At 68.1% G+C, this 24,363-nt stretch carries 20 protein-coding genes and 1 pseudogene; 13 read left to right on the plus strand and 8 right to left on the minus strand.

Annotated elements, in window-relative coordinates; translation table 11 throughout:
- Positions 1–73 precede the first annotated feature (73 nt).
- From L632_RS0118115 to L632_RS0118155, 9 genes are all read left to right on the plus strand, one after another.
- The gene (locus tag L632_RS0118115; RefSeq protein ID WP_028713900.1) at positions 74–754 is read left to right on the plus strand and encodes a GntR family transcriptional regulator; all 681 of its coding nucleotides are present in this window, start codon (positions 74–76) and stop codon (positions 752–754) included.
- Positions 755–778: 24 nt separating this feature from the next.
- The gene (locus L632_RS0118120) at positions 779–1,759 is read left to right on the plus strand and encodes a TRAP transporter substrate-binding protein (RefSeq protein ID WP_028713901.1); all 981 of its coding nucleotides are present in this window, start codon (positions 779–781) and stop codon (positions 1,757–1,759) included.
- A 78-nt stretch (positions 1,760–1,837) separates the two neighbouring features.
- Entirely contained in the window at positions 1,838–2,326 is a 489-nt protein-coding gene (locus tag L632_RS0118125) for a TRAP transporter small permease (RefSeq protein WP_036698818.1), read from the plus strand.
- A 3-nt stretch (positions 2,327–2,329) separates the two neighbouring features.
- A complete protein-coding gene (locus tag L632_RS0118130) occupies positions 2,330–3,610 on the plus strand; it encodes a TRAP transporter large permease (protein WP_028713903.1) in 1,281 nt (426 codons plus the stop codon).
- A 1-nt stretch (position 3,611) separates the two neighbouring features.
- Entirely contained in the window at positions 3,612–4,655 is a 1,044-nt protein-coding gene (locus L632_RS0118135; protein WP_028713904.1) for an L-idonate 5-dehydrogenase, read from the plus strand.
- Positions 4,656–4,659: 4 nt separating this feature from the next.
- Positions 4,660–5,817 (plus strand): alpha-hydroxy acid oxidase, encoded by a 1,158-nt coding sequence (locus tag L632_RS0118140; RefSeq protein WP_028713905.1) that lies wholly within the window; start codon positions 4,660–4,662, stop codon positions 5,815–5,817.
- Positions 5,818–5,835: 18 nt separating this feature from the next.
- Positions 5,836–7,044 carry a mannonate dehydratase gene (gene uxuA / locus L632_RS0118145; protein WP_028713906.1) on the plus strand — a complete coding sequence of 403 codons (1,209 nt, stop codon included), beginning with the start codon at positions 5,836–5,838 and terminating at the stop codon, positions 7,042–7,044.
- Entirely contained in the window at positions 7,041–8,489 is a 1,449-nt protein-coding gene (locus tag L632_RS0118150; protein ID WP_028713907.1) for a mannitol dehydrogenase family protein, read from the plus strand. The genes uxuA and L632_RS0118150 overlap by 4 nt, the downstream gene beginning before the upstream one ends.
- Complete coding sequence (locus tag L632_RS0118155; protein ID WP_028713908.1) at positions 8,486–9,412, plus strand: sugar kinase; 927 nt, start codon at positions 8,486–8,488, stop codon at positions 9,410–9,412. Before L632_RS0118150 ends, L632_RS0118155 begins: the two co-directional genes overlap by 4 nt.
- Before the next feature lie 61 nt (positions 9,413–9,473).
- On the opposite strand, the pseudogene L632_RS23095 reads toward L632_RS0118155, so the two are convergent.
- The 4 genes and pseudogenes from L632_RS23095 to L632_RS0118175 all read right to left on the minus strand — a co-directional run.
- Positions 9,474–9,887, minus strand: a pseudogene (locus L632_RS23095) (DUF6691 family protein); the annotation flags it as partial.
- 1 nt (position 9,888) lies between these two features.
- Positions 9,889–10,329: a YeeE/YedE family protein gene (locus L632_RS0118165; protein ID WP_028713909.1), complete on the minus strand. Its 441-nt coding sequence runs from the start codon at positions 10,327–10,329 to the stop codon at positions 9,889–9,891.
- Positions 10,326–10,529 (minus strand): DUF2892 domain-containing protein, encoded by a 204-nt coding sequence (locus tag L632_RS0118170; protein ID WP_028713910.1) that lies wholly within the window; start codon positions 10,527–10,529, stop codon positions 10,326–10,328. Before L632_RS0118170 ends, L632_RS0118165 begins: the two co-directional genes overlap by 4 nt.
- A 14-nt stretch (positions 10,530–10,543) precedes the next feature.
- Complete coding sequence (locus L632_RS0118175; RefSeq protein WP_028713911.1) at positions 10,544–11,422, minus strand: MBL fold metallo-hydrolase; 879 nt, start codon at positions 11,420–11,422, stop codon at positions 10,544–10,546.
- An 822-nt stretch (positions 11,423–12,244) separates the two neighbouring features.
- On the opposite strand from L632_RS0118175, the gene L632_RS24745 reads away from it, so the two are divergent.
- The 3 genes from L632_RS24745 to L632_RS0118190 are packed head-to-tail and all read left to right on the plus strand — an operon-like array spanning position 12,245 to position 16,294.
- Complete coding sequence (locus L632_RS24745; RefSeq protein ID WP_028717316.1) at positions 12,245–13,273, plus strand: hypothetical protein; 1,029 nt, start codon at positions 12,245–12,247, stop codon at positions 13,271–13,273.
- On the plus strand, positions 13,270–15,108 hold the full coding sequence (locus L632_RS23100) for a glycosyltransferase (protein ID WP_051416306.1): 1,839 nt from the start codon (positions 13,270–13,272) through the stop codon (positions 15,106–15,108). Before L632_RS24745 ends, L632_RS23100 begins: the two co-directional genes overlap by 4 nt.
- Positions 15,109–15,142: 34 nt before the next feature.
- The gene (locus L632_RS0118190) at positions 15,143–16,294 is read left to right on the plus strand and encodes a UDP-galactopyranose mutase (RefSeq protein WP_028717317.1); all 1,152 of its coding nucleotides are present in this window, start codon (positions 15,143–15,145) and stop codon (positions 16,292–16,294) included.
- Between the two features lie 135 nt (positions 16,295–16,429).
- Here the strand turns inward: L632_RS0118190 and L632_RS0118195 are convergent, their stop codons facing one another.
- The 4 genes from L632_RS0118195 to L632_RS0118210 all read right to left on the minus strand — a co-directional run bounded on the left by L632_RS0118195 (position 16,430) and on the right by L632_RS0118210 (position 22,840).
- Entirely contained in the window at positions 16,430–17,809 is a 1,380-nt protein-coding gene (locus L632_RS0118195; RefSeq protein ID WP_028713914.1) for an efflux transporter outer membrane subunit, read from the minus strand.
- 101 nt (positions 17,810–17,910) lie between these two features.
- Positions 17,911–21,036 carry an efflux RND transporter permease subunit gene (locus tag L632_RS0118200; RefSeq protein ID WP_028713915.1) on the minus strand — a complete coding sequence of 1,042 codons (3,126 nt, stop codon included), beginning with the start codon at positions 21,034–21,036 and terminating at the stop codon, positions 17,911–17,913.
- Positions 21,037–21,040: 4 nt separating this feature from the next.
- Complete coding sequence (locus L632_RS0118205) at positions 21,041–22,234, minus strand: efflux RND transporter periplasmic adaptor subunit (protein ID WP_028713916.1); 1,194 nt, start codon at positions 22,232–22,234, stop codon at positions 21,041–21,043.
- 39 nt (positions 22,235–22,273) lie between these two features.
- Positions 22,274–22,840, minus strand: coding sequence for a TetR/AcrR family transcriptional regulator (locus tag L632_RS0118210; RefSeq protein WP_028713917.1), 567 nt, complete (start codon positions 22,838–22,840; stop codon positions 22,274–22,276).
- Positions 22,841–23,119: 279 nt separating this feature from the next.
- Between L632_RS0118210 and L632_RS0118215 the strand changes: the two genes are divergently transcribed.
- On the plus strand, positions 23,120–24,328 hold the full coding sequence (locus L632_RS0118215; protein WP_028713918.1) for an MFS transporter: 1,209 nt from the start codon (positions 23,120–23,122) through the stop codon (positions 24,326–24,328).
- The last annotated feature ends 35 nt before the right edge of the window (positions 24,329–24,363 follow it).

A 24,363-nucleotide genomic window follows, 5' to 3' on the forward strand; every position in this document is an offset into this window, starting at 1 on the left:
GTTCCGATGGGGGATGCATTTTTGATTTACTAGTATGCAAGTATGCGATACTTTGCTGCCCGGGAGGTGATTCATGTCCATGCAGCCGAATATCGACTTCACGCTTTCGACCGCGCCGCAGGTCCATGAATGGCTGCGCGATGCGATCCTGCGCGGCGCCCTGCCCCCCGGCACTCGCCTGAGCGAGACCGAGATCGCCAACCAGATCGGCGTCAGCCGCCAGCCGGTGCGCGAGGCCTTCATCCGCCTGACCTCGGACGGGCTGGCCGAGGTGCGGCCCCAGCGCGGCACCTATATCAGCCGCATCTCGCTTTCGGCGGTGCTTTCGGCGCGGCTGATCCGCGAGGCCGTGGAAAGCGATCTGGTCCGCATGCTGGCCGAACAGGCCGACGAGCGGCTGCTGACCCGCCTGGATGCCGAGATCGACGAGCAGCGCGAGGCCGTGGCGCGCGACGATGCCGAAACCTTCGTCCGGCTCGACGACCGCTTCCACCGCCTGCTTGCGGTGGCGGCCGGGCAAGAGGCGGTCTGGGTCGTGCTGGAGGGGCTTAAGTCGCAGATGAACCGTCTGCGCTACATCACCGCGCGCACCTTCGACATCCAGAAGCTGATCGGCCAGCATGCCGAGATCGTCGAGGGCCTGCGCAATCACGACCCGGCCCTGGCCGAGCAGGCCATGCGCCGCCATCTGCGCGAGTTGCTGAACGACCTGCCCGAGATCTCGCGCAGCCGTCCCGAACTTTTCATACCCTGACCCGCATCATCCCGGAGGAGAACGATGATCACCCTGAACCGCCGCCGCTTTGCGGCGCTGGCCGTGGCATGCCTGACCGCCGCTTCCGCCATGGGCGCCTCTGCCGCCGAACTGACGCTGAAGCTCGGCCACCTCGCCAACGAACAGAACTCCTGGCACAAGGCCTCGCTGAAATTCGCCGAGGAACTGGCGACACTGACCGAGGGCCGCATCGCCGTCGAGGTCTTTCCCAACGACTCGCTGGGCCGCGAGATGGATCTCATCAACGGCATGCAGCTGGGCACGGTCGAGATGACCATCACCGGCGAAAGCCTGCAGAACTGGGCGCCCATGGCGGCGCTGCTGGCCATTCCCTATGCCTACCAGTCGCTTGAACACATGGACGAGGTCGCCGGCGGCGAGATCGGCAAAGAGATCGAGGCGCAGATCATCGAACGCGCCCAGGTCCGCCCCATCGCCTATTTCGCCCGCGGCGCGCGCAACCTGACCGCCAACCGCGCCATCACCAGCCCGGCCGAGCTGAATCGCATGCGCATGCGGGTGCCGAACGTGCCGCTGTTTGTCGACACCTGGACCGCGCTCGGCGCGCAGCCGACGCCGATGGCCTTCTCGGAGGTGTTCACCTCGCTGCAGAACGGCACCATCGACGGGCAGGAAAACCCGCTGGCGCTGATCCAGGCCGCCTCGCTGAACGAGGTGCAGAGCCATGTGAACCTGACCGAGCATGTGCGGGGCTGGATCTATCTGACCGTGGCCGAGCAGGTCTGGCAGCGCCTGTCCGAAGAGGATCAGGGCCACATGCTGGAAGCCGCCCGCCGCGCCCAGGAGTTCGAGCGCCAGCAGTTCCTGCAGGACGAGGACGCCATCCGCGCCGATCTGGAGGCCAAGGGCATGACCTTCGTCGAAACCGATCAGGCGGCCTTTGCCGAGGGCTCGCGCGAGGCTGTCATCAACAGCGTCGACGAAAGCATCCGGCCCATCGTCCAGGACCTGTTCAACAATTAACCGGCCCGGTCGCGGCGCGCACCGCGCATGCCGCGACTTGCCGACAAGGGTTTGAAGCAGATGAAAAATCTGGCTCTAATGCAACGCATTCTCGCGGCGGTCTGCCGGTTTGCGGTGGGCATCGCCTTCTTCGTGCTGATCGCGGTGGTCACGCTGCAGATCACCACCCGGACCTTCGGCCTGCCCTCGCCGGTCTGGACCGAGGAACTGTCGCGCTACCTGCTGCTCTACATGACCGCCTTCGGCATCGGCCTGTCGCTGATGACGGGCGAGCTGGTGAACGTGGACCTGCTGCAAGAGACGGTCTCGGAAAGCAAGGCCTGGTGGATGCGCCTGATCGCGGCGGTCTGCACGGCGGCGCTTGGCGCGGTTATGGTCTGGCCGGCCTGGAAATTCACCCAGATCGGGGCCTTCCAGCGCGCGCCCAGCCTGCGCTGGCCGATGGACATCATCCACGCCTCGGTGCTGGTGCTGTCCGTCCTGCTTTGCCTGTTCGCCCTGCTGCGCGTGATCGGCATGATCGCCGGCACCGATGACGGGCGGCCCCACCTTGCCGAGGAAGCCTGATCCATGGACCTTTTCCTGCTTCTGACCACCTTCATCGTGACGCTGGCGCTTGGCGTGCCAGTCGCGGTCTGTCTGGGGCTGGCCTCGCTGGCCTATATCCTGTCGGCGGGCCTGCCGGTCGTCATCATCCCGCAGCGCATGTATGCCGGCATGGACGTCTTCGTGCTGCTGTGCATTCCCGGCTTCATCCTGGCCGGCAACCTGATGAATTTCGGCGGCATCACCGAACGCATCATCCGCCTGGCCAATGCCATGGTGGGCTGGATGCGCGGCGGGCTGGCCATGGCGAACGTCGCGGATTCGATGATGTTCGGCGGCGTCTCGGGCACGGCGGTCGCCGATGTCGCGGCGACCGGCGGCGTGATGATCCCCGGCATGAAGAAATCCGGCTATCCCGGCGATTTCGCTGCCGCGATCACCGCCGCCTCGGCCACGGTTGGCCCGATGCTGCCGCCCAGCGTGCCGATGATCATCGTCGGCGCCCTGTCGGGCATCTCGGTCGGCCAGCTGTTCCTTGCCGGCGCGGTGCCGGGCGTGCTGATGGGCATCGGCATGGCGATCACCTGCTATATCCTGGCCGTGCGCCGCAACTATCCGCGCCAGCAATGGCAGGGCTTCGGCGAGCTGGTCGCGGCCTTCCTCGCCGCCTTCTGGGCGCTGGCCATGACCGGGCTGATCATCGGCGGGTTGCTGACCGGCATCGCCACCCCGACCGAGACCGCCATCGTCGCCTGCCTCTACGCCTTTGTCGTCGGCGCCTTCGTCTATCGCGAGCTGCCGATCCGTGCGGTGCCGCGCATCGTCGTCAACAGCGCCGTCTCCTCGGCCGGCATCCTGGCGCTGGTGGGTTTCGCCAATGTCTTCGGCTCGATCCTGGCATCCGAGCGCATCCCGCAGATGCTGGTCAGCACCGTGCTGGCGATCACCGACAACCCGATCCTGGTCATCCTGCTGATCAACGTGCTGCTGCTGGCGATCGGCATGTTCATGGAGACCATCGCCGCGCTGATCATCCTGTTCGTGCCGCTGCTGGGGCTGGCGACCAGCGTCGGCATCGAGCCGCTGCATTTCGCGACCTTCGCGGTCCTGAACCTGATGATCGGCCTGACCACGCCGCCGGTGGGCGTCTGCCTGTTCGTCGCCTGCAACATCGCGCGCGAGCCGCTGGCCAAGGTGATCAGCGCGGTCATTCCCTTCCTGATCTCGAACATCATCGTGCTGCTGCTGGTCTCCTATTACCCGCCCTTCGCCACCTGGCTGCCGACGACGCTGATGGGGAACTGACATGACACGGGACATCGCCTGCCGCCTGCATGCGGCCCACGACCTGCGGATCGAGCCCCTGCCCGATCCGCAACCCGCCGAGGGCGCTGCCCTGATCCGCGTGCTGCGCGGCGGCATCTGCGGCTCGGACCTGCATTACTACCATGACGGCGGCTTCGGCCCGGTCCGGGTGCGCGAGCCCATCGTGCTGGGCCACGAAGCCGCGGGCGTGGTCGAGGCCGCGCCCGAAGGCTCGGGCCTCGGGGCCGGTCAACTGGTCGCGCTGTCGCCCTCGCGCCCCTGCGGCGAATGCGAATATTGCCGCGCGGGCGCCGAGCGGCATTGCCTGGCCATGCGCTTCAACGGCTCGGCCATGCGCTTCCCGCATGAGAACGGCTTCTTTCGCAGCCGGCTCTATCATCCCGTCGGGCAGTGCCTGCCGCTGCCCGACGGGGCAGACGCCGCAGCCGCGGCGGGGGCCGAGCCGCTGGCCGTCTGCCTGCACGCCCTGACCATGGCGCCCGACCTGGCCGGCCAGCGGGTGCTGGTCACCGGCGCCGGGCCCATCGGCGCGATCTGCACCGCGCTGGCCCGCCTGCGCGGCGCGGCCGAGATCGTGGTGACGGATGTGCAGGACTTCACGCTGGACATCGCCCGCCGCATGGGCGCCGACCGGGCGGTGAACGTGGCCGAACAGCCCGACGCGCTGGCCGATCTGGCCGAGGGCAAGGGCCGCATCGACGTGGTGCTGGAATGCTCGGCCAATCCCCATGCCATCGCGCAGGCCATCGGCGTGACGCGGCCGCAGGGCACCGTGGTGCAGATCGGCGTCGGCGGCACCCTGCCCCTGCCGCTGAACCTGATCGTCGCCAAGGAGCTGCGCCTGGTCGGCACCCACCGCTTCGACCGCGAGTTCGCGCAGGCCGTGCGCATGATCGGCGCGGGCGAGATCGACCTGTCGCCCATGGTCACGCAAGTCCTGCCCGCTGCCGAAGCGCAGCGCGCCTTCGATCTTGCCGGCGACCGGGCGCAGGCTGTCAAGGTGCAGCTGGATTTCGAGGCCTGAACTCATGCCGGTCATCACCGAGATCGAGGATCTGCGCCGCCTGCACCGGCGGCGCGTCCCGCGCATGTTCTACGATTACGTGGATGTCGGCGCCTGGACCGGCGGCACCTATCGCGCCAACCGCGCCGATTTCGAACGCATCCTGCTGCGCCAGCGCGTGGCCCGGAACATCGAATCCCGCAGCCTTGCCACCACCATGCTGGGCCAGCCGGTCTCGATGCCCCTGGCGCTGGCTCCGGTGGGCCTTTTGGGCATGCAGCACCCGGACGGAGAGATCCACGCCGCCCGCGCCGCGCATTCCGCCGGCGTGCCCTTCACGCTATCGACCATGTCGATGTGCTCGCTGGAGGATATCGCGCAGGCGACGGGGGCGCCGTTCTGGTTCCAGCTCTACACCCTGCGGGACGAGGAGTTCCTGGACAACATCCTCGACCGCGCCCGCCGGGCCGGGGTCACGGCGCTGGTGCTGACGCTGGACCTGACCATCCAGGGCCAGCGCCACAAGGATCTGAAGAACCGCATGACCGCGCCGCCCCGGCTGACGCTGCCGAACCTGATCGACATCGCCCTGCATCCCCGCTGGGCGTTGGGGATGCTGGGCACGCGCCGGCGCAGCTTCGGCAATATCGTCGGCCATGCCCGGGGCGTCGAAAGCCTGGGCGACCTGATGGACTGGACCGCGCGCCAGTTCGACCAGCGGCTGGACTGGAATCGGGTCGAGCAGATCATCCGCAAATGGGGCGGGCCGGTGATCCTCAAGGGCATCAACGACCCCGAGGACGCGCGGCGCGCGCTGGATACCGGCTGCGACGCGATCCTGGTCTCGAACCATGGCGGGCGGCAGCTGGACGGCGCCCCCTCGACCATCCGCACGCTGCCCGCGATCCGCCGGGCGGTCGGCACGGACTTTCCGCTTTATCTCGACGGCGGCATCCAGTCGGGACAGGAGGCGCTGAAGGCCATCGCCAGCGGTGCGAACGGCGTCTTTGTCGGCCGCGCCTTCACCTATGGGCTGGGTGCCATGGGGCAAAGGGGCGTCGAGGCGGCACTGGCCATCCTGCGCCGCGAAATGGACATCACCATGGCGCTTTGCGGCGTCAACGACATCAAGGATTTCGGTCCCGGCTGCCTGTGGCCCGACGACCGCGGCAATGCCGCCTGAAGAACAAGGAAAACGTGAATGCGACATACCTGGCGCTGGTTCGGTCCCAAGGATCGGGTCTCGATCGACGACATGCTGCAGGCGGGGGTGCAGGGCGTTGTGACCGCCCTTCACCACGTCCCGACCGGGACCGTCTGGTCCCCCGAGGAAATCGCCCGCCGGCAGGCCGAGCTGGCGGTGATGACCGACGGCGCGCCCTCGGGCCTGAAATGGGAGGTGGTCGAAAGCCTGCCGGTCAGCGAGGCGATCAAGACCCAGACCGGCGACTGGCGGACGCATGTCGCCAACTGGATCACCTCGATGCGGCACCTGAAGGAGGCGGGGATCGAGGTGATCTGCTACAATTTCATGCCGGTGCTGGACTGGACCCGCACCGATCTGGCCTGGCGGCGCCCGAACGGCGCGCGCTGCATGCGCTTCGACTTCACCGATTTCGCCGCCTTCGACATTCATATCCTGCAGCGCAAGGGCGCGGCCGAGGATTTCCCCGAGGAGGTCCGCGAGGAAGCCGCCCGCCGCTTCGCCCAGATGGACGAGGCCCGGCGCGAAGAGCTGGCCGGCAACGTGGTCTTCGGCCTGCCCGGCGCGGCCGAGCATTTCACCCTGAACGATGTGCGGACGCTGCTGGACAGCTATGCCCCCGTCACCGACGCGGTGCTGCGCCGGCATTTCCACGACTTCCTGGAACAGGTCGTCCCCGTCGCGCAAGAAATCGGGGTGCGGCTGTGCTGCCATCCCGACGACCCGCCCTTCGGTCTGCTGGGCCTGCCGCGCGTCATGTCCACCGAGGCGGATTACGCCGAGCGCATGGCCGCCGTGGATATGCCGGCGAACGGCATCACGCTCTGCTCGGGCTCGCTGGGGGCGCGGCCGGACAACGACCTGCCGGGCATGATGGAGCGGCTGGGCGACCGGGTGCATTTCCTGCACCTGCGCAACGTGCGCCGCGACACGGACGCGATCCGGGGCTCGTTCTTCGAGGACGAGCATCTGGGCGGCCAGACCGACATGGTGGCGCTGGTCGCCGCCGTCCTGCGGGAGGAGGCCAAGCGCCGCGCCGCCGGCCGCGCCGATGCCGTGATCCCGATGCGCCCCGACCACGGGCAGGACATCCTGGACGATATCGGCCGCGGCGGGCAGCCCGGCTATCCCGCCATCGGCCGGCTCAAGGGCCTGGCGGAACTGCGCGGGGTCGAACTGGCGCTGAGCCACGGGGCGCGGCCATGAGCCCGCGCCTGACCGGACTGGCCGACCTGCCGCCCGGCGTCGCGCGGCCGCGCTATGACCGCGCGGCGCATGGCATGGGCATCCTGCATCTGGGACTGGGCGCCTTTCACCGCGCGCATCAGGCGGTTCATACCGACGACGCGCTGGCGGCCGGGGGCGGCGACTGGCGCATCCTCGGCGCCAACCTGCGCAGCCGCGACGTCCCGGATGCGCTGAACGCGCAGGACGGGCTTTTCACCGTGCTGGAGCGGTCCGAAAGCGACCGGGCGCGGGTGATCGGCGCGCATGGCCCGGCCATCGGCGGCGACGCATCGGCGATCCTGCGCGCCGCCTGCGATCCGGCGATCCGCATCCTGTCGCTGACCGTCTCGGAAAAGGCTTACGGGATCGACCGCGCCGCCATGGATGCCGATCCGGCCCATCCGGCGGTGGCCGCCGACCTGGCGCAGCCGCAGGAGCCGCAGGGCGTGCTGGGCATCATCACCGCGGCCCTGGCGGCGCGGCGCGAGGCCGGGGCCGCGCCCTTCGCGGTGCTCAGCTGTGACAACCTGCCGGACAACGGCGCCTTGCTGCGCGCCGGCGTGCTGGGCTTTGCCCGCCGCCGCGATCCCGGCCTGGCGGGCTGGATCGCCGATCATGTCGCCTTTCCGGCGACCATGGTGGACCGCATCACCCCGGCCACGACCGAGCGCACCCTGGCCGATGTCGAGGCGCTGACCGGCCATCGCGACCTGGCCTGCGTCGAGACCGAGCCCTTCAGCCAATGGGTGATCGAGGACCATTTCCCGCAAGGCCGCCCGGCATGGGAGGCCGGCGGCGCGCTGTTCGTCCAGGACGTCCGCCCCCATGAGGCGATGAAGCTGCGCATGCTGAACGGCAGCCATTCGCTGATCGCCTATGCCGGGCAGCTGCTGGACCTGCCCCATGTCCGCGACGTCATGGCCGATCCGGCGCTGACGGCGCTGGTCCGTCGCCACATGCGGGCGGCGGGCGCGACCCTGCCGCAGGGCGCCGGGCTCGACCCCGAAGCCTATGCCGCGGCGCTGCTGGCGCGCTTCGCCAACCCGGCCATCGCCCACCAGACCCGCCAGATCGCCATGGACGGCACCGAAAAGCTGCCGCAACGCTGGTTCGCCCCCGCGGCCGGGGCGCTGCAGGCCGGCGGCGACGCCCGCCCCTTCGCCTTCGCCACCGCGATCTGGCTGGCCTGGCTGGCGGCGCAGCAGCAGGCCCCGGACGATCCGCGCGGCCCGGTGCTGCTAGACTTGGCCCGCAAGGCGGGCGAGGACGACGAGACCCTGACCCGTTCGGTCCTGGCGCTGCCGGGACTGGCGCCGCCTGCGCTGGTCGGGGATGCCGGCTTCATACAGGCGGTGCGCCGGACCGTCACCCATATCCGCCGCGACGGGCTGCGCGCGGCCATGGCGAAGGAACTGGCATCGTGACCGGCCAGGCGATCCTTTCCATCGGCGAGGCGATGGTCGAGCTGTCGCCCTCGGGCCGGGACGGGCTGTGGCGGCTGGGCATCGCCGGCGACACGCTGAACACGGCCTGGTATCTGCGCCGCCTGCTGCCGGCGGATTGGCGCGTCGCCTATTGCAGCCGCGTCGGCACCGGCGAGTTCTCGCAGCAGATGGTCGATTTCCTGACCGCCGAGGGAATCGACGCCGCCCATGTCGGGCGCGACCCAAGCCGCGAGATCGCGCTCTATGCCATCTCGCTGAAGGATGGCGAGCGCAGCTTCAGCTATTGGCGCGACACCTCGGCGGCCAAGGGGCTGGCCGACGATCCGGCCGCGCTGGCCGCGGCGCTGCAAGGCGTGGCCATCGCCTATGTCTCGGGCATCACCCTGGGCATCCTGCCCGAGGCCGGCCGGACCGCACTGATCGCGGCGCTGAAGGCCGCCCGTGCGGCGGGCACGCAGGTGGTCTTCGACCCCAACCTGCGGCCCAAGCTGTGGCCGGACATCCCCACCATGCGCCGCGAGATCGAGGCGGCCGCCGCCATCGCCGACCTGGTCCTGCCCAGCTTCGACGACGAGCGCGGCTTCTTCGGCGATGCCGATCCGCAGGCGACGGTGGCACGCTACCTCGCTTGCGGGGCCGGGCAGGTCGTGGTCAAGGCCGGCGGCGATCCGGTGCTCTATGGCGGGAACGAGGGCGCGGGGCTGGTCGAGGACCTGCCGCGCGAGGTGCCGGTGGACACGACCTCGGCCGGGGACAGCTTCAACGCGGGCTATCTGGCGGCCCGGATTCGGGGCGCCGACATCCCCGCCGCGATCCGCGCCGCCCACGATCTGAGCCGCAGGGTCATCCGTTATCGCGGCGCGCTGGTGCGCGAGGCGTTGCCCCCGGGGCCGGCCGATTAGCGCCGCGCCCTGCCCCGCAGCTGACCCGCGCCCCCTGGCCCGGGCCGGTGGCGGACCGGCCTGCACCGCGCCCGCGCAGCAGCCGCGCCAAGGCGATGCCGGCCAGCATCGCCGCGACGAAGACCACCGGCTCGGGGCGCAGCAGGCCAAGCGCCGGGATCGCGCCGCCCGGGCAAAAGCCGGCGATGCCCCAGCCGATCCCGAACAGCGCCGAACCCCCGACCAGAGCCGCATCGATGTCGCGACGGGCCGGCAGGTGGAAGCGGTCGCCGCAGAGCGGCGCGGACCGTTTCAGCACCATGCGGTAGCCGATGAAGGTCACCGCCAGGGCGCCCCCCATGACAAAGGCCAGCGAAGGGTCCCAGCTGCCGGCGAGGTCGAAGAAGTTCAGCACCTTGGCCGGGTTTATCATGCCCGATACGGCGATCCCGGCGCCGAAGATCAGGCCGATCAGCAGGGCGGAAAGCACAGGCATCTCAGAACCCCCCGATCACATGGCGAATGACATGGACGGTGACGCCGGTGGCCAGCATGAAGGTCAGGGTGGCCACGACCGAACGCCGGGAAAGCCGCGCCATGCCGCAGACGCCGTGCCCCGAGGTGCAGCCGCCGCCGATGCCCGCCCCCAGCCCGACGGCGAAGCCGCCGATCGCCGTCCAGATCGGCGGCGACGGGCTGGCGAAGGGGATCGCCATGCCCGCCACCGCCGCCAGCAGCAGCGGCGCGACCGCCGCCCCCGCCAGAAAGGCCAGCCGCCAGCCGCGCCCGCCTGCCTCGGGGCCGGATGCCGGTCCCAGCAGACCCGAGACGATCCCGGTCATGCCGGCGATGCGCCCGTGCAGCGCCATCAGCAGCACCGCCGCCAGCCCGATCAGCGCCCCGCCCAGGGCGGATTGCCAGGGCGTGAACTCGGTCATTCCTTGCCCCCCCGGCGGATGCCCAGCAGCGACCAGACCGGGCAAAAGCGTATCGCGCCGGTGACCAGCAGCACCAGGCCGGCGACCACCGATACCCAGGTCCACAGGCTGGACAGCCCGACGAGGAACGGCAGGACCACCAGCAGGACGCCGAGGATCAGCCGCAGGACGCGTTCGGGGGTTCCGATATTGATCTGCATCTCTTGTTCCTTTCTCACTCCCAGGGGGCCTGCAGCAGGCCGAGCGGGATCTTAAGATAGCGCCTTCCATTGGATTCGGGCTCGGGCAGGCGCCCGGCATTGATGTTGACCTGCAGGGCATGCAGGATCAGCTTGGGCATCGGCAGGGTCCGGTCGCGGGCCTCGCGCGCGGCGACGAATTCCGCCTCGCTGCGATGTCGCGCCATGTGGATGTTTGCGGTCTTCTGCTCGGCCACCGTCGATTCCCAGCGCGGCTCGCGCCCGCCCTCGCAATAGTCGTGGCCGGTGAAGAGCCGCGTGTCGTCCGGCAGGGCCAGGATGGCCTGGATCGAGCGCCACAGCCCATGCGCGTCGCCGCCGGGGAAATCGGCGCGGGCGGTGCCGCTGTCGGGCATGAACAGCGTGTCATGCACGAAGGCCGCGTCGCCGATCACATAGGTGATCGAGGCCAGCGTATGGCCGGGCGAGAACATCACGCGCGCCGGGATATTGCCGAGCTCGAAGCTTTCGCCCTCGGCGAAAAGCCTGTCCCATTGCGAACCGTCCGTCGGGAAGTCGGGCCAGTTGTAATAGCCTTTCCACAGTTTCTGCACCTCCACCACCTTCTCGCCGATGGCGGTGGGCGCGCCGGTCTTGCGCCTGAGATAGTCGGCGGCCGAGAAATGGTCGGCATGGGGATGGGTGTCCAGGATCCACTGCACCTCATAGCCCTTCTCGGCGATGAAACCGAGGATGCGGTCCGCCTCGATGGTCGCGGTGGCGCCGGATTTCTCGTCATAGTCCAGCACCGGATCGACGATCGCGCATTTCCCGGTTTCCGGATCGGCCACGACATATTGCACCGAACCGGTGCGGGACTCGTAAAAGCCGGTCACTTCAGGGGCATTGGCCATGGAATCGCCTCGCTTCTGCTGCATGTGTCGATGGGCATTCACGCCGGTTCGCAGATTGTCTATTCGATATTGCGAATATATGCAATGAAAAGCTTCGGCCCCGGGCAGGCGCCTCCCCCGGGGCCGCCCGCCCTGCTTTTGGTCGGCTGCCTCCAACTGGGGCGAGTGCCGGCGGTCAGCGGAGACAGGCGTCTTGCGGGGACCCGCAGGTTCGTCGCAGGGCGGGAACGGGTTCGCTTCGCAGGCGGACCGTCGCCGGGGCAAGCGGCCAGAGCCGCCAGGGGTGAAGCCGTATCGCAAAAGCCGGCCCATGGGCCCGTCCCGGCCCCTCGCCCCAGATAGGCGATGATCGCCTGCGCGATCACTCCCGCGCGGAGGCATGACGGGCCGGATTGCGTGATGCCGGTGGTCAGGACGGAAAGCGCAGTCGGGCGCCGCGGCCTGGCCGACCCGCCTGGGAAACCGCCGACAGAGGCATCCGCCGCGCGGGGCCTTCGAGGCCATGGGACGAGAAGGCAGGCAAAACGCATCAAAGCCGGCGCGGACGGCTTTCCGGGGCCAAGCAGCAAGCCATTGGTGCTTTCCTCCGCTGTCATAATGGGCTAAATCCCCGGACTGCGGGGCCGAGATGGCGCTGCCGCATCCCGAACCCCCTGCTCGAGACCAGACCCTGTGACCCAAGCCCTTCGCATCCCCTCTCTCCCCGATCATGAAAAGTTCGGCTCCGGCTTGCAGGGCGGTTCTTCGAATCGTCAGATGCAAGGACCGGATTTCGTCTGGACCAAAAAGTATCCTGTCAGCCATCAGCGTGCCATCTGAACCATGAAAGTGATCTGCCATATCGGCCACCCCAAGACCGCCTCGACATTCTTGCAAAATACCTGCGCCCAGAATGCGGGATGGCTGCGCGGCCATGGCATACTCTATCCGGACATGCTGGTGCCTGACGTCAATCACATCAGCCTGCTATATGCATGTGCGAACTATATCTCGGTCTTTGCGCGCGACTACGGTATTGAATCGCTAGAGGAGGCAAGAGAGTTTGGCACGAAGCTGAGCGCGCATCTGCGACGGCAAATCGACGAGGCGAACGGAGAAATCCATACCGTCCTGCTTTCCTCCGAGAACCTGACAGCCAATATCAGCGGCCCGCAGGGTGTCCAGAATCTCGCAGCCTTTCTCTCCGAGATTTTCGACGAAGTCCGGATCCTGGTCTATCTGCGGCGGCAGGACGATGCCTTGCTCAGCATGTATGGGGAGTACATGAGGCGCGGTTTTGGAGGCATGACCTTCGACAGCTTCGTCGATGAGGCGCTCGGCAATACCGTGATGGTCCCCTACATTTTCCACCGCAGGATTCTCGAATTCTGGAATGAATCCTTCGGTCGGGATCGGGTAACGGTGCGCATCTTCGACCGCGACGAGTTGGTAGGCCAAGACATCCTGACCGATTTCTTCGATGTCGTGTTTTCCGGAAACCCGCCCGACATGTCGCAGCTTCGGCGTAGCGCCAATGACAATACCGGACTGTCTGCGCCCGCGCTCGAATTCCTGCGCCAGATGCACCCCTTTATTTCTTATCATTGGAACGGAAAGCCCAACCCGCTGCGGCAAAGGCTGCAAGGACGGATCGAAACCCTGCCGGTCGAGCCGCGCGCACGTCTTTCGCGTGAACAGTCCGAGCGCATCATGGCCCATTTTTCCAGCGCCAACGAATGGGTCAGGACAACGTATTTCCCGGACAAGCCGGCACCCCTTTTCCCCCCACGACGCAGGGAAGACCCGACCAGCAACCTCGGGCAAATCACCATCTCCGAATTCGCTCAGTTCACCGGACATCTGTTGTTATGATCCAGCCCGAGTCTGTCCCCTTTCACACCCTGCAATCCCTGCTCTGGCCCGAGGTCGGGATCTCGACCGAGCATCTGCTCTATATGCGACTCGGCGGCGCGGCGGCCTATTCCGGCGCGACGCGCAGCATCTGCTTTTCCGCTGGCGGACTGGCGGAGTTCAACACCGCCGCCAACCTGTTCAACCTGGGGAAATGGCGCCGGCATTGCGGGCTTTCCGACCTCGGCCTGCGGCTCGAGGGCGAAGGGCGGTTCGAACTCGTGGTGTTCCAGATCCTCGCGGAACGCTCGTGGGAGCGGCCGGTGAACGAGATCGTCGAGCTTACGCCAGACCAGCCCTCCCGGCTGGACCTGACCCCGCTGCTCTTGCCCGAACCCGTGGGGCTGGTCTGCTTCTCGCTGCGCGCGCTTGGCGAGGGCAGGCTGGCCGGCGCCGCCTGGGAAAGCCGGCAGGCGCCCAGGCGGCAGCCGCAACTGGCGCTGTCCATCACCACCTTCCGGCGCGAGGAGGCGGTCCGCGCCAGCGTCGCCCGGTTCGAGTCCTTCATGGCCGAGACGCCGCTGGCACCGCATCTGCACCTGATCGTGGTCGATAACGGGCGTAGCGCGGGGATTCGCCCCTCGGACCATGTCACGCCCATCGACAACGAAAATCTCGGCGGTTCGGGCGGCTTCGCCCGCGGCCTGATCGAGGCCGAGGCCCGCGGCGCCACGCATTGCCTGTTCATGGACGACGACGCCTCGGTCCATATGGGCGCGGTCGAGCGGACCTGGACCTTCCTCGCCCATGCGACCGATCCCAGGACCGCCGTGGCGGGCGGCATGACCATGGCCAACCACCGCTGGGCGCTGTGGGAAAGCGGCGCCCTTTTCGAACGGCACTGCCAGCCGCAATGGCTGGGCACCGACCTGCGCAATTTCGACCAGGTCTCGCGCATGGAAATGGAGTCCACCGCGGACAAGCCGCAGAACTTCTATGGCGGCTGGTGGTATTTCGCCTTTCCCGTCGCCCTGACGAAATACCGGCCCTTCCCGTTCTTCGTGCGCGGCGACGATGTCAGCTTCTCGATCGCCAACGATTTCGACATCGTGACCCTGCCGGGGGTGGTCTGTTTCCAGGACGCCGATTTCTCGGACAAGGAATCGCTGCAGACGCTCTATCTGGACCTGCGCAGCCATATCGTGCATCACCTCGCCCTGCCGCAAATGGATATCGGCCTGTTCAAGACCTTGACCATGCCCGCCTGGTTCTTCCTGCGCAGCCTGTTCCAATGCCATTACGAAACCCTCGCGGCGCTGAACCTCGCGGTCGAGGACGTGATGCGCGGGCCGGCCTTCTTTGCCGCCAATGCCGACATGGCGGAACGGCGCGCGACCCTCGCCGCCCTGCGCAAGGACGAGGCCTGGGCGCCGCTTCGGGGCAGGCCGCCGCGGTCGCGCATCCGCTTCAACCCGCACCGGCTTCTGCCGCGGCTGTTGATGAAGGCCACGTTGAACGGGCATCTGCTGCCCTTCTTCCGGCTCTACGGCAACCAGCTGGTGCTGCGGTCGAGCCAGCGCGGCCAGATCCGCCAGACCTGGGGGGCGGCCCGGATCACCTATCTCAGCGCCGACGGCAGCCAAAGCTTTACCGTGCGCCATTCCAAGCGCGCCGCGCTGCGCGAAGGCTGGCGGATGCTGAGGAACGGCTTGCGGCTGATGCGGGACTATCCCCGCCTCAAGGCGGAATGGCGCGAGGGCTATGCGGAACTCGCCAACACCGGGTTCTGGACCGCCCGGCTGGGGATCGAGGCCCCGCCCGCCGCGCCCGGCACCACCCACATGGCTGCGCAATAAGCCGGCCCCATTTCCAACCGTTTCGGAGAGTCCCATGGCGAAACATTGTCTGATGGTGGGCGCGGGCCTGTCCGGCGCGGTGATCGGGCGCGTGCTGGCCGAGGCCGGGCACCAGGTCACCGTGGCGGACGCGCGGCCGCATGTCGCCGGCAATTGCCACACCACCCGCGACGCGGCGACTGGCGTCATGGTGCATGTCTACGGGCCGCATATCTTCCACACCGACGACGCCGAGGTCTGGGACTATGTCAATGGGTTCGAGACCTTCCTGCCCTACAAGAACCGGGTCAAGACCACCTCGCAGGGCGCGGTCTATTCATTGCCGGTGAACCTGCACACCATCAACCAGTTCTTCGGCAAGACCCTGCGCCCGGACGAGGCCCGCGCCTTCATCGAGGGCAAGGCCGACCGCTCGATCAGCGATCCGCAGACCTTCGAGGAACAGGCGCTGCGCTTCGTCGGCCCCGAGCTCTACGAGGCCTTCTTCAAGGGCTACACGCTGAAGCAATGGGGCTGTTCACCGACCGAGCTGCCGGCCTCGATCCTGAAGCGGCTGCCGGTGCGCTTCAACTATGACGACAATTATTTCTTCCACAGGTTCCAGGGCATGCCGGAAAACGGCTACACCGCCCTGGTCGAACGCATCCTGGACCATCCCGGCATCACGGTGCGGCTGAACACCGCGGTCAGCCGCGCCGAGGCCGGCGATTACGATCACGTCTTCTATTCCGGCCCCATCGACGGCTGGTTCGGCTATGAACTGGGCCGGCTGGGCTATCGCACGCTGGATTTCGAACGGTTCGATTACCAGGGCGACTGGCAGGGCTGCGCGGTGATGAATTACGGCGACGTGGACGTGCCCTGGACGCGCATCACCGAACACAAGCATTTCGCGCCCTGGGAAGAGCATGACGGCTCGGTGCTCTATCGCGAATTCTCGCGCGAATGCGGGCCCGAGGACATCCCCTATTACCCGATCCGGCTGGTGGCGGAAAAGGCGATGCTGGCCGATTACGTCGCGCGGGCCGAGGCCGAGCCGAACGTCACCTTCGTGGGGCGGCTGGGCACCTATCGCTATCTGGATATGGACGTGACCATCCGCGAGGCGCTGGACTGCGGCCGGCGCTATCTGGCGGCGCTGGACGCGGGCGAAAGAATGCCCGCCTTCGCGGTCGATCCGCTGTAGACACGCCCTCGCCGTGCCGTGCGACGGGCGGCCGGTTCCGGGCCCCTGACCGGCCGCGGCCGATAAGTCGGCAGGGGGCCCTTCGGCCCCCGCGTTTTCAAGCGGGCCGTAAGCCGGCCAGACCGGCCGGCGCCGTCAGGAAACCGGCAGGCCCACCCCGCCCGCCGAAGCCGCGCTGAGCGCGACGAAATTCAACGCCTGCTGGCGCACGGCGGCGGCCAGTTCCTGCCGGGCCGACAGCAGGCTGCGCTCGGCATCCAGAACCGGGAAGAAATCCGCCTCGCCCAGCTCGTAAGAGCTGCGGGTCAGCCCGACCGTCTCGCGCGCGTTCTCGACCAGCCGCGCCTGCGCGGCGACGGCACGGGCGTCGCGGTTGTAGCCGGCCAGCGCGTTCTCGACCTCCTCGACCGCGCCCAGCACCGAAGCCTGCCAGGCCAGCCGCGCCTGTTCCGCCCGCGCCTGCGCGGCAGAAAGCTGCGCCTGGTTGGCGCCGCCCGAGAAGAGCGGCACCGAGATCTGCGGGCCGAAGCCCCAGCTTTTGCTGCTGCCGCCGCCGGCGATATTCGTCGGCGTGACCGAACCGGACAGCGTGAGCTTGGGATAGAAGGCCGCCTGCGCCTCGCCCACATCGGCGGCGGCGGCGGCGAGATTGCGCTCGGCCATGCGCACGTCCGGGCGCACCCGGACCACGTCGGCCGGCACGCCGACGCTGGCGCTGTAGCGGGCGCGCGGCTGGCCGCCGCCCTTGCGCAGCTGCGCGGCGATATCGGCGCTGCGCCCGGCGGTCAGCGTGGCCAGCCGGTTCACCGACTGGTCGAAGCCGACCTCCAGCCCGGGCAGGGCCGCCTCGGCCTGCGCCACCAACTGCTCGGCCTGCAACACCTCCAGCCGCGAGACGCTGCCGAAGGCGTCCTGGGTGCGGGTCATCTCCAGCGTACGGCGGCGGCTTTCCAGACTCTGCCGGGTCAGGGCCAGCGCCTCCTGGTAATAGCGCGCATCGACATAGGCCGAGGCGATGGCGCTGGCCACGGTCAACCGCGCCACCTCGGCCGAAAGATAGGCCGCGTCCAGCCGGGCCGAGGCGCCCTGCCGCGCCGCGCGGTTCTGGCCGAACAGATCGACCAGCCAGGACACGCCCAGCGTGGCCGAGCTGCTTTCGACGATGCCCGTCTCGTTGCGGTTGCGCCCGGCCGAGCCCTGCGCATCGACCTGCGGCAGGTCGCTGGCGCCGACCAGGCGGGCATTGGCCTGCGCCTCGCGGATGGTGGCGACGGCGGTCTGCACGTCCAGATTGCGCTTGAGCCCGGCAGCGATCAGCGCGTCCAGCTGCCTGTCGCGAAAGGCCGCCCACCAGGCATTGGAGCCGGCGCGGCGGGCCGGGGAATTGGCGGCGAAAGCGCCGGCCACCTCGGCCCGGGGCGCGGTATAGCTGACCGGGTTGCAGGCGGCGAGCGCAAGGGTCGAGGCCAGCCCGCCCAGCAGGCCGCGGCGGGAAAGAGGCATGGTCTGGATCATCCGAAACTCTCTGGTTGACGCGGCCCGGGACGGGGTCGCGGAAAGGGGAATGGCGGCACGGGCGGGCTTGGTCCCGCCCGTGCCTGCGGCGGCGCCGGAGCCTAGCCCGCCGTATCGGCCTGCGGCCCGGCCACCGTCCTGCCGCCGGTCAGCCGGCTGACCGCGCCCAGCACGAAGACGAAGAACACCGGCACGAAGAACACCGCCAGCACCGTGGCCGCGACCATGCCGCCGATCACCCCGGTTCCGATGGCGTTCTGGCTTGCCGCCGAGGGGCCGGTGGCGATGGCCAAGGGCACCACGCCCAGCGTGAACGCGAGCGAGGTCATCAGGATCGGCCGGAAGCGCAGCTTCGCCGCCGTCACCGCCGCGTCGATCAGGCTTTGCCCCTGTGCGCGCAGGTCCTTGGCGAATTCCACGATCAGGATGGCGTTCTTGGCCGAAAGCCCGATGATGGCGATCAGCCCGACCTTGAAATAGATGTCGTTGGGCATGTCGCGCAGCATGACCGCGACGACGCAGCCCAGAACGCCCAGCGGCACCACCAGCATCACGGAAAGCGGGATCGACCAGCTTTCGTAAAGCCCCGAAAGCAGCAGGAAGACGAACAGGATGCTCATCGCGTAAAGCAGCGTCGCCTGCGACCCGGCCTGAATCTCCTCCAGCGACTGCCCGGTCCATTCATAGCCGAAGCCCTGCGGCAGTTCGGCCGCCAGCCGCTCCATCTCGGCCATGGCGGCGCCGGAACTGTAGCCCGGCCCGGCCGCGCCGGCGATGCGGACCGCCGGATAGCCGTTATAGCTGACGACCTGCGACGGCCCCTGCTCCCATGTCACGCTGGCGAAGGAGGAGAAGGGCACCATGCCGCCACCCGCGTTGCGCACGGTCAGCTTCAGGATGTCTTCGGCCTGCATGCGCGAGTCGTCCTCGGCCTGCATGACCACGCGCTGCATCTTCCCGGCATTGGGGAAGTCGTTGATATAGGCCGAGCCCAGGTATTGCGAGATCGTCGCCGAGATGTCGGCGAAGGTCACGCCGAAGGCATTGGCCTTTTCGCGGTCGATGGTGACGAAGACCTGCGCGGCCGAGGGCAGCCCCTCGATGCGCAGCCCGGTGGCGATGCCGTTTTCCTGCGCCTTGGCGATGATCTGCTGGGCGGCGGCCAGCAGCGCCTCCTGCCCCTGCCCGCCGCGGTCCTGCAGCCGGAAGCTGAAGCCGCCGGTGGCGCCGAAGCCGGGGATCGGCGGCGGCGACAGCGCGAAGGCCTGCGCGTCCTGATAGCCGAACATCTGCATGTTCGCGGCGTTGGCGATGTCCTGCGCCGATTGCTCGCGCTCGGCCCAGTCCTTGAAGGTGACGAACATCAGCCCGGCATTGGGCCCCTGCCCCGAAAAGCTGAAACCGCGGATCGCCACCGTGTTCTCGACGGCCTCGTTCTGCTGGAACATCTGCGTGGCCTGGGCCAGCACCTCGTCGGTGCGGTTCGAACTGGCCGTGGCCGGGGTCTGGATGTCGGCGATGATGAAGCCCTGGTCCTCGTTCGGCAGGAAGCTGGTCGGCAGGCGCAGGAAGCCCATGCCGGTGGCCGCGACCAGCACCAGATAGAACCCCATCATTACCAGCCGCCGCCGCGTGACCAGCCCGACCGCGCGGGTATAACGCTCGGTCAGCCGGTCGAAATTGCGGTTGAACCAGCCGAAGAAGCCCTTCCTTTCGTGATGGCCGCTGATCGGCTTCAGGAAGGTCGCGCAAAGCGCCGGGGTCAGCGTCAGCGCCAAGAAGGCCGAGAACAGGATCGACACCACCATGGTCAGCGCGAATTGCCGATAGATGATGCCCGACGAGCCGGGAAAGAACGCCATCGGCACGAAGACCGCCGCGAGAACCAGCGTGATGCCGATGATGGCGCCCGAGATCTGCCCCATGGCCTTTTTCGTCGCCTCGCGCGGCGGCAGCCCTTCGGTCGCCATGATGCGCTCGACGTTCTCGATCACCACGATGGCGTCATCGACCAGGATGCCGATGGCCAGCACCATGGCGAACATGGTCAGCACGTTGATCGAGAATCCCGCCGCCAGCATGACCGCCACTGTCCCCATCAGCGCGATGGGCACGACGATGGTCGGGATGATGGTATAACGGAAATTCTGCAGGAACAGGAACATCACCACGAAGACCAGCGCCATCGCCTCGACCAGCGTGTGCAGCACCTTCTCGATGGATGCCTCGACGAAGGGGGTGGTGTCATAGGGGATGGTATAGCTGACGCCGTCGGGGAAGAACCGCGACAGCTCCTCCATCTTCTGATGCACCGCTTCCGAGGTGTTCAGCGCGTTGCCGGTGGCCGAAAGCTGGATCCCCAGCGCCGCCGCCGGCTTGCCGTCGATGCGCGAGGCGAAACTATAGGTCTCGGCACCGACCTCCAGCCGGGCCACGTCGCGCAAGAGCACGGTCGAGCCGTCGGGATTGGCGCGCAGCACGATCTTGCCGAATTCGTCCACATCGTCCAGCTGCCCCTTGATCAGCACGGTCGCAGTCAGCTGCTGGCCGATGGGGTTCGGGTCCGCCCCGACCTTGCCGGCCGCGACCTGCGCGTTCTGCGCCCGCACCGCCGCGACGATCTCGGCCGAGCTGAGGTTCAGCCCGGTCATCTTGGCCGGATCGACCCAGATGCGCAGCGCCCGTTCCGGGGCAAAGACCTGCGCCCGGCCCACGCCCTCGATGCGGCGGATCTCGCCCACCACGTTGCGGTTCAGGTAGTCGCCGAGCGCGATGTCGCCCATCGCCCCGTCATCCGAGGTCAGCGCCACCATCATCAGGAAGCCGGTGCCCGCCTCTTCGATCAGCACGCCCTGATCGACCACGCTTTGCGGCAAAAGCGGCTCGACCCGCGCCACGGCATTCTGCACGTCGACCTGGGCGCGGGCGATGTCGGTGCCCGGCTCGAAGGTCGCGGTGATCGACATGGCCCCCGAGGAATCCGAGACCGATTCGTAATAGGCCAGGCCCTCGACGCCGTTCAGCTCGTCCTCGATGGGCTGGGCGACGGCGCGGTTGATCTCGCCCGGCGCGGCGCCGGTATAGGCGGTCGAGATGGTGATCTGCGGCCAGGCCACCTGCGGATATTGCGCGATGGGCATCATCGGCAGCGCGATCACCCCGGCGATGACGATGAAGATCGAGATCACCCAGGCCAGCACCGGCCGGTGAATGAAGAACCGTGCCATCGGCCTACTCCTGCGCCGGGGCCGGGGCGGGCGCTTCGGCGGCCGCGGCGGCGCCGGTCGGCACCGGCGGCTGGGCCGCGTCCACGGGCTGCGGCACCACCTTGGCGTCGGGGTAAAGCTTCTGCGCCCCCATGACCACGACCCGGTCGCCCGGTTTCAGCCCGCTTTCCACCAGCCAGCGGTTGTCGGTGGTCTGGCCCAGGGTCACGTCGCGGCGCTCGACCGTTTCGTCGTCCTTCAGCGCATAGATATAGGCCTGGCCCGACTCGTCGCGCTGCACCGCCATCTGCGGCACGGTCAGGGCGTTGTCGCGCACCGCCTGCTCGATCCGCACCCGCACGTAAAGCCCGGGCAGCAACTCGCCCTCGGGGTTCGGGAACTCGGCGCGCAGGGTGATCTGCCCGGTCGAGCTGTCCACGCTGGCTTCCGAAAACAGCAGCTTGCCGGGATGGGCATATTCGCTGCCGTCGTCGAAGATCAGCCGCACCTCGGCCGCATCGGCCGAGGTCATGGCCAGCTGCCCCGCCGCCAGCGCGCGGCGCAGCGCGAACAGTTCGGACGAGGACTGGGTGAAGTCCACATAGACCGGATCGAGTTGCTGGATGGTCGCCATGATATCGGTCTGGGCATTGACCAGCGCGCCCTCGGTCACCAGCGCCCGGCCGACCACGCCGGCGATGGGCGCCGTGACCTCGGTATAGGAGCGGTTCAGCTGCGCCTCCTGCAGCGAGGCGCGGGCGATGGCCACATCCGCCTGGGCCTGGGCCAGCGCGGTGGCGGCATTGTCCAGATCGACCCCCGCCGTCACCTTGCGCTCGCGCAGGGCGCGGGCACGCTTTTCCTGGTCTGCGGCGTTCAGCGCCGTGGCCTCGGCCCGGGCCAGCGCACCCTCGGCGCTGGCGACGCGCACGTCATAGGGGGCGGGGTCGATGCGATACAGCACGTCGCCCGCCTCGACCTTGCCGCCCTGTTCGAAAACGCGCTCGATCACGATGCCGCCGACGCGCGGCCGCACCTCGGCGACGCGGGTCGCGGCCACGCGGCCGGGCAATTCGTTCACCACCGGCAGCGCCTCGGGCGTCATCTCCTGCACGCTAACCTGCGGCGGCGGAAGCTGCTGCGCGGCCAGCGGCGAGGCCGCCATCAGGCAGCAAAGCACAAGCCCGGCGGAAACGCCGGGGGAAAATCTCATCGTCATGGATCGGTCTTTCCTGGGAAGCTGAATATGGGGGAGGGATCAGTCTCCGGCTGCGCCGGGGTCGCTTTCCACGACCGCCATCAATTCGTCGAGGATGTCATTGCGGGTTTCCTGGTCGAAACGGTGAAAGCCGAAATATTCGAGGAATTCCATACCGTGCAGGGTCAGAAGCGCCATCAGCATCCGCCGCCGGTCGCCGGCCTGGGCCGCGACCGTCTCGGCATCGCCGGCCAGCATCTCGCGCATGATCTCGCGGCATTCCGCGTGCTCGCCCATGCTGGTGCTGATCAGCATCGCCATGTCCAGCTCTTCGTCGGTCGGCACGCGCCGGCACTCATCGATCAGCGCGCGCAGCCGGGCATTGGGCCGGCCCTCGTGCCGGGCGCGGATATCGACGAAACGCGCCTGGTGCTGGGCCATCTTGTGACGGATGAAGGCGGCGAGCAGCCCGGCCTTGCTGTCGCAGTCATAGACCACGCTGGACTTGCTGATCCCCGCTTCCTTGGCGACGGCATCGATGCTGAGCCCGGCAATGCCCGAACGGCGCGCCACCCGCTCGATGGCGGCCATCAGCTCGTCGCGATCGATGCTGCGCTTGCGTCCCATGGCCGGCTCCAGAATTTCAATACGACCGTTCGTTTATAATTCTGCGGCGGACCTGTCAAGCGGCCTGCCGGCGGCCTGCCCCGCAGGGATCTTCGCGGTAGGCCGGCTGCCCGAATCTGCCCACGGTCCAGTTCCCCGTCTTCGACCCGGCGGATGGCGCGGGACAGCGGCGTGGCGTTACAGAACTCGGCCGCCCTTGCCCATGCCGCGCTTTCGGGCCACAGATATGGCCCGAGGCGCCGGACATCCTCCCGGCCACTGCACGGAAAGCTTGCCGACATGACCACCGCCACCATGACCGCCGCCCGCGCCAGAACCCATGTGACCGTGCTGGTCATGCTGGGCCTGACGCATCTGCTGAACGACATGATGCAGTCGCTGATCCCCGCCGCCTATCCGATCCTCAAGGAAGCCTATGCGCTGGATTTCGTGCAGATCGGCATGATCACCCTGACCTTCCAGATCGCCGGGTCGCTGCTGCAGCCGGTGATCGGCATGGTGACGGACCGCCACCCGGCGCCCTACTCTCCGGTGGCGGGCATGATGTTCACCCTCTCGGGCCTGGTCAGCCTGGCCTTTGCCCACAGCTATGCGGTCATCCTGGTCTCGGTGGCGCTGATCGGCATCGGCTCGTCGATCTTCCACCCCGAGGCGACGCGGATGGCGCGCTATGCGGCGGGCGGCCGGCAGGGCCTTGCGCAGGGCATCTTCCAGGTCGGCGGGCAGGCGGGCGGGGCGCTGGGACCGGTCTTCGCGGCGCTGATCATCGTGCCCTGGGGCCAGCCCAGCCTGGCATGGTTCGCCGTCGCCGCGCTGATGGCCATGATGCTGCTGGTCTGGATCGGCAGCCGCCAGCGGCAGATCAGCGCCGAATTCGTGGCGATGCGTTCGGCTGCCCGCAAGGACGGGCGCGGCCACGTCTCGCACGCGCCCCTGACCATCGGCATCGGGCTGGTGGTGCTGACGCTGCTGATGTTCTCCAAGAACGCTTACGGCGAGAGCTTCCGTTCATTCTACACCTTCTATCTGATGGACCGCTTCGGTCTGTCGATCCCCTCGGCGCAGATGATGCTGTTCGTCTTCCTTCTGGCTTCGGCAGCGGGGGCGCTGATCGGCGGCATTGTCGGCGACCGCATCGGCCGCTATCGCATCATCTGGATCTCGGTGCTGGGGCCGTTGCCGCTGACGCTGGTGCTGCCCTATGCCGACCTGTTCTGGACCGGGGTGCTGACGGTGGCGATCAACCTGATCATGGCCAGCGCCTTCGCCTCGATCCTGATCTATGCGATGGAGCTGCTGCCGGGCCGCATCGGGCTGATCGGCGGGCTGTTCTATGGGTTGAACTTCGGCCTTGGCGGCATCGCGGCGGCGATCCTCGGCGGTCTGGCCGACAGCTACGGCGTCGAGGCGGTCTATAGGCTATGCTCCTTCCTGCCGCTGGCCGGGCTGCTCGCCTGGTTCCTGCCCCGGATCGACGAAGGGCATTAGCCCCTCCTCCATGGCCTGCAGCAGCCGCGAGACCT

This window comes from Paracoccus sp. J39 (assembly GCF_000518925.1).
GTDB lineage: Bacteria > Pseudomonadota > Alphaproteobacteria > Rhodobacterales > Rhodobacteraceae > Paracoccus.